At 41.5% G+C, this 4,614-nt stretch carries 1 protein-coding gene and 1 pseudogene; both read right to left on the bottom strand.

Annotated elements, in window-relative coordinates:
- Window positions 1-925, bottom strand: a pseudogene (locus LC574_RS27505) (histidine kinase dimerization/phospho-acceptor domain-containing protein); the annotation flags it as partial.
- Window positions 926-959: 34 nt separating this feature from the next.
- Window positions 960-4,556: an ATP-binding protein gene (locus LC574_RS27500; RefSeq protein ID WP_229456830.1), complete on the bottom strand. Its 3,597-nt coding sequence runs from the start codon at window positions 4,554-4,556 to the stop codon at window positions 960-962.
- Window positions 4,557-4,614 lie beyond the last annotated feature (58 nt).

Genomic DNA, 4,614 nt, shown 5'->3' with positions numbered 1-4,614 from the left:
CGCTATCTCCTCTAGAGAAGGTGCGGAGACTGGCGCTAATACCACGGATGCGATCGCTACCTTCTTTCAGGGAACAGATGAGTTTAGGCAAGTCTTCTTGGAGATAGTCTAAATCGATTGCGGCGATCGCTTCTTCAATTTCTGCTCCCGGCTCAGGAAAGGTTTGCCGATAAAGGTTGATTAGTGCCAATAAGTCGTGAATGTAGTCCTGTGCAGGTTTCAAGTTGCCTGCAATAAAGTTGATCGGGTTATTAATCTCGTGGGCAATGGCTGTAACGAGGTTGCCCAGTGCGGACATTTTTTCCTTTTGCACAAGATTGTATTGTGTCTGTTGCAGGTCGTGCAATGCTTGAGTTAATTGTGCTGTTTGTTTTTCTATGGTGATTAAATCGCGGTATGACCTGAAAGCAGCGATCGCACTTGTAATTAACTTTTGGCGAGTCAGTTCCACCTTCAACTTATAATCATTGATGTCATAGTTCAAAATCACTGATTCTTCAGGCGCATCTCCCGGTTGTCCTGTGCGTAAAATCACCCGCACAATTTGATTTTTTAACTCTTCCCGAATATACTTAACAACCCTTAACCCAGCATCATTAGTTTCCATTACTACGTCTAATAAAATAAACGTGGTATCTGGGTGAATTGTAATCAGCTTTTTGGCTTCTATTCCCGAAAAAGCAGAGAGAAAAGTTAAAGGTTTGCCCTCAAAGGTAAAACTTCTCAAAGCCAGCTTGGTTGCTTGGTGGACTTCAACATCATCATCCACAATCATCATTTTCCAAGCTTCAGAAGTCTCTTGTCCCTGACTCTCTACCTCCAACGGAGTTAATTGAGTTTTATCACTTATCTGCTCTTGATCATCTTCAAACACGAAGACTTCATCGTCTGTTTGTGAGAGAGATATATGGGTATCGTTAAGCATTGTCAACCAACTTTGTTAAAAAGAACAAGAAAACTTAATAGTTTATGGACAGAGGTAGTGTCACTGTAAATAGGGTTCCCTTTTCTACTTCACTGTGAACACCAATTGTCCCTTGTAGCTTTTGAGTGACTAAGTTGTAGACAATATGCAGACCTAAACCGCTGCCTCCTTGTTGCCTAGCAGTGGTGAAGAAAGGCTCAAAAATTTTGTTTAAGTTTTCTTGGTTAATGCCGCAACCATCATCGCTATATTGAATCACAACGCGATCGCCTTCTTGCTTCACCTGAATACGCAACTGCCCTGATTCGTGAAGTTGATAGGCATGAGTTAAGGAATTCATCACTAAGTTGGTGACAATTTGCGCCAAAGCCCCAGGATAGCTGTCGATTCTAACAGTTTCATCTCCTGTCACAGTCAGGATATGGGAAGCTTGTTTGAGTTTGGGATTTAAGCTGGAGACAATTTCTTCCAAATATTGCTTAACTACAAATGTCCGCTGTTCCAAACTGGTTTGATCCACAGCTACTTGCTTAAAGCTTTGCACCAGTTCTCCGGCACGATTAAGGTTGCTGAGAATCAGGTCAGTACTTTCCTTAGCGATTTCCAGATAGTTGTTTAAGACTGAGCGTTTTAATTGACCTTGTTCGACAGCCGTAATAAACGATCGCGTTTCGTCAGCTAGGGTAGAGGCGACGGTGATACTGGTGCCGACAGGTGTATTAATTTCATGAGCAACTCCAGCCACAAGACCACCTAAAGCCGCCATTTTTTCGGATTCCACCAGTTGCTTCTGTGTAGCTTTCAGGTCTTTTAAAGCTTGAGACAGTTCTTGAGTTCGTTCGGTTACCTTTTGTTCTAAGGTGTTGTAGAGGGTAGCATTTTCGATGGAGATAGCGGCTTGGGAAGATAGCAAATTCAGAACTTCCATCCGTTCTGGGGTGAAGGCTCCAGTTGTGAGATTATTTTCTAAATAGACAATCCCGATCAATTTGCCTTGATTGAGGAGAGGAAAACTCAAGATAGATTTAGGTTGCTGTTGATGAATGTAAGAATCACGAGTAAAGTTACCTTCATTAGCAGCGTCGCTTAATACAACACTATCTTTGGTACGAACAACGTAATCGATAATAGCATTAGATAATATTGGTTTACTAAAGGTTTCGATGGGGATAGCTTCTCTGACTTTAACTGCATCTGAGTCAATTGTTCCTGATGCTGCAATCTGCCATTCTCCCTGTTGGTTGAAAAGTAAATAACCCTTTTCTGCTCCAGCATTTTCGATGACGATTGTCATTAGTTTGGTCAGTAAAGTATCGAGCTTGATTTCTTGCCCTAGAACTTGAGAGGCTTTGAGGACACTATTTAAGTCTAAGGAATTTGATAGGGTGGTACTACTGGTGGAGATGGTTTGAGAGGTTGGAAATTGAGAGTTTCTTTCGGCTTGGGTGAAAAATTGGGGATAGCGTTTTTCTAAATCTTCTACTTTTGCTTTAGCTCCCCAGCGAGTGTAGGCATAATAGGCGTTGAGCAGATAGTCTTGAGCAATTCTGTCTTTGCCCCATTGGAGATAAAATCTGGCAGCGAGTTCATTGGCAAGAGCTTGTTCGTTGATATATTCATGAACTGTCGCGTTGGCGATCGCCTGATCGTACATCTCAATTGCCTCAGCTTTTTGTCCCAAGACGCGATGCCGTTCAGCTTCCACTAAATAAAATTTGTGCAAGCAATTCATCGGAGCGTGATCCGCCCATTGCTGCATTATTGCTTGATTAACCGTTACTTTTTCTAATAAGCCTTCTCGTGCCGACGGCAGGGCATCAGAATATAAAGCTAACGCCGTCAGAGAATCGTAGAAATTGAAAACTGATACAAGAAAATTATCCGCGATCGCATTAGTATAATTTTGTGCTAATTGGGCATTGACTGCGGCTTGAGTGAAATCTTGAAATAGATAGCACAGAGTAAGCTTCGATAAATATAAGTACGCCAGAGCAATATGGTCGTTCCCTTGCTGATACAGGGGTAGCATTTGCTCCTGGTGATAGACAGCCCCACTCAAACGACAGGGGTTTTCAGTTACCTCCAGAAGATTCAAAACCAACTGCCAGTAAATAGCTAGATGGTCAACAGCCATTTGGTTTTGGACTTGACGGAGGGCATGACTGTAGCTTGCTATTTGCCGTTCAACTCCCACCAAGTCTTGACCGCTCGTCCAGCAATGCACGATATCCAAGACAGCACAAATACCTGCATATTCGATATCTCCTCTGTCTCTACCAATTTGATAAGCTTCCCTCAAGGGCTTGATCGTTTGCTGGAGTGGGTCTTGCCAATTGCGGATGCAAGCATTAAATACAAAGCTGATGCGACATTCGAGTTGTCCTGCATCGAACCGTTCTAACAAGCTTAAAGCAAGTTGACCAAATTGATAGCCCAATGGAATTTCTCTCAAGGCTCTACAGAGAATTAAACCGTACATCGCATAGCCAAAGGCTGACATTGCCGTATTGCCATGTTCTAAAGATAAATTCACTATCTTTAAAACAATGAACGGTAGTATCTCAGGTCTTCCCCGGTAGGCAGGTGATATAATGCTGCAAAGAATTTGCATCGCTGCTAGTTGGTGAGCTGACCGCATTTGAGGCAGGTTGATTAGGTGTTTGACTTCCCTTCCAGCCAGATGAGCGTCTGTTTGCTGTAACACTTTGCTCAGTTCTAAGTGACTCAAAGTAGAGGGAAAGTGAATTCCCAAGGCTTGCAGAACTTCTAGACCGATTGCGATCGCTGCTGGTAATTTGTTCTGCACTGCAAGGGCTTGGATTTGAATTTCATAAACTTTCATCTTATCTAACAAAACTTGAGTATTTTGCAGTACCTCCTTTATCCATCTGTTCATCTGTGTGAAGTCACTGCACAGAAATGCTGCTTCTGCTGCTAACTCAAATAATGCCAAGGTCAGGTCATAGTTTGTTTGCCAACAGTCTGCTGCTAGTAATTGAATGCCCAGTGAAAAATATCTCATAGCAGCTTCATAAGCAGCTGCTGCCTTGGCTTTAGTTCCTGCCAATAAATTTAACTTGACTAATTCATTCTGTTCGCTTTGAGTATTAATTAACTCTGCACCAATATTTAATTGGTTAACAATTTCAAAAATTTTCTCTTCTTGCTCTGTTGCTGATGTATTGCTCAACATCAGTCGCCCAATTTTGAGGTGGGTTGCTTTCTTTTGTGCTTCTGGAATCAAATAATAAGCCGCTTGTTGGACGCGATCGTGCTGGAATTTACAAGTAGCTTCACGAACTTTTTTGTCATTCCTAAAATTTCTCATATAGTATTGATTATTTGCGGGGACAATTAAACCTTCTTTTAGGGCTGGGAATAAATGTTCTAATACTTCTTTGGCTGTTTGCTGAGAAATTACAGCCAATGTAAATAAATCAAAATTATTGCCAATACAAGCAGCTAACTGCAAAATTTTCTGAGTTTCTTCGGCAAAATTGGCAATTTTTATTGTCATTAATTCCACAACATTATCGGTGATTTCCTTAGCTTGAATCTGCTCTAAATCCCAGCACCACTGCTTTTTTGTATAATCAAAGCTGAGTAGCATATCTGTATAGATAGATTTCAAAAATTCAGTGATAAAGAAGGCATTACCCTGAGTTTTTTCACAAACCAAATTAGTTAAT

It is taken from the genome of Nostoc sp. CHAB 5715, from assembly GCF_020829685.1.
Classification (GTDB): domain Bacteria; phylum Cyanobacteriota; class Cyanobacteriia; order Cyanobacteriales; family Nostocaceae; genus Nostoc.
The sequence above is the reverse complement of the archived record's forward strand: the minus strand, read 5'-3'. Positions and strand labels throughout refer to the sequence as shown.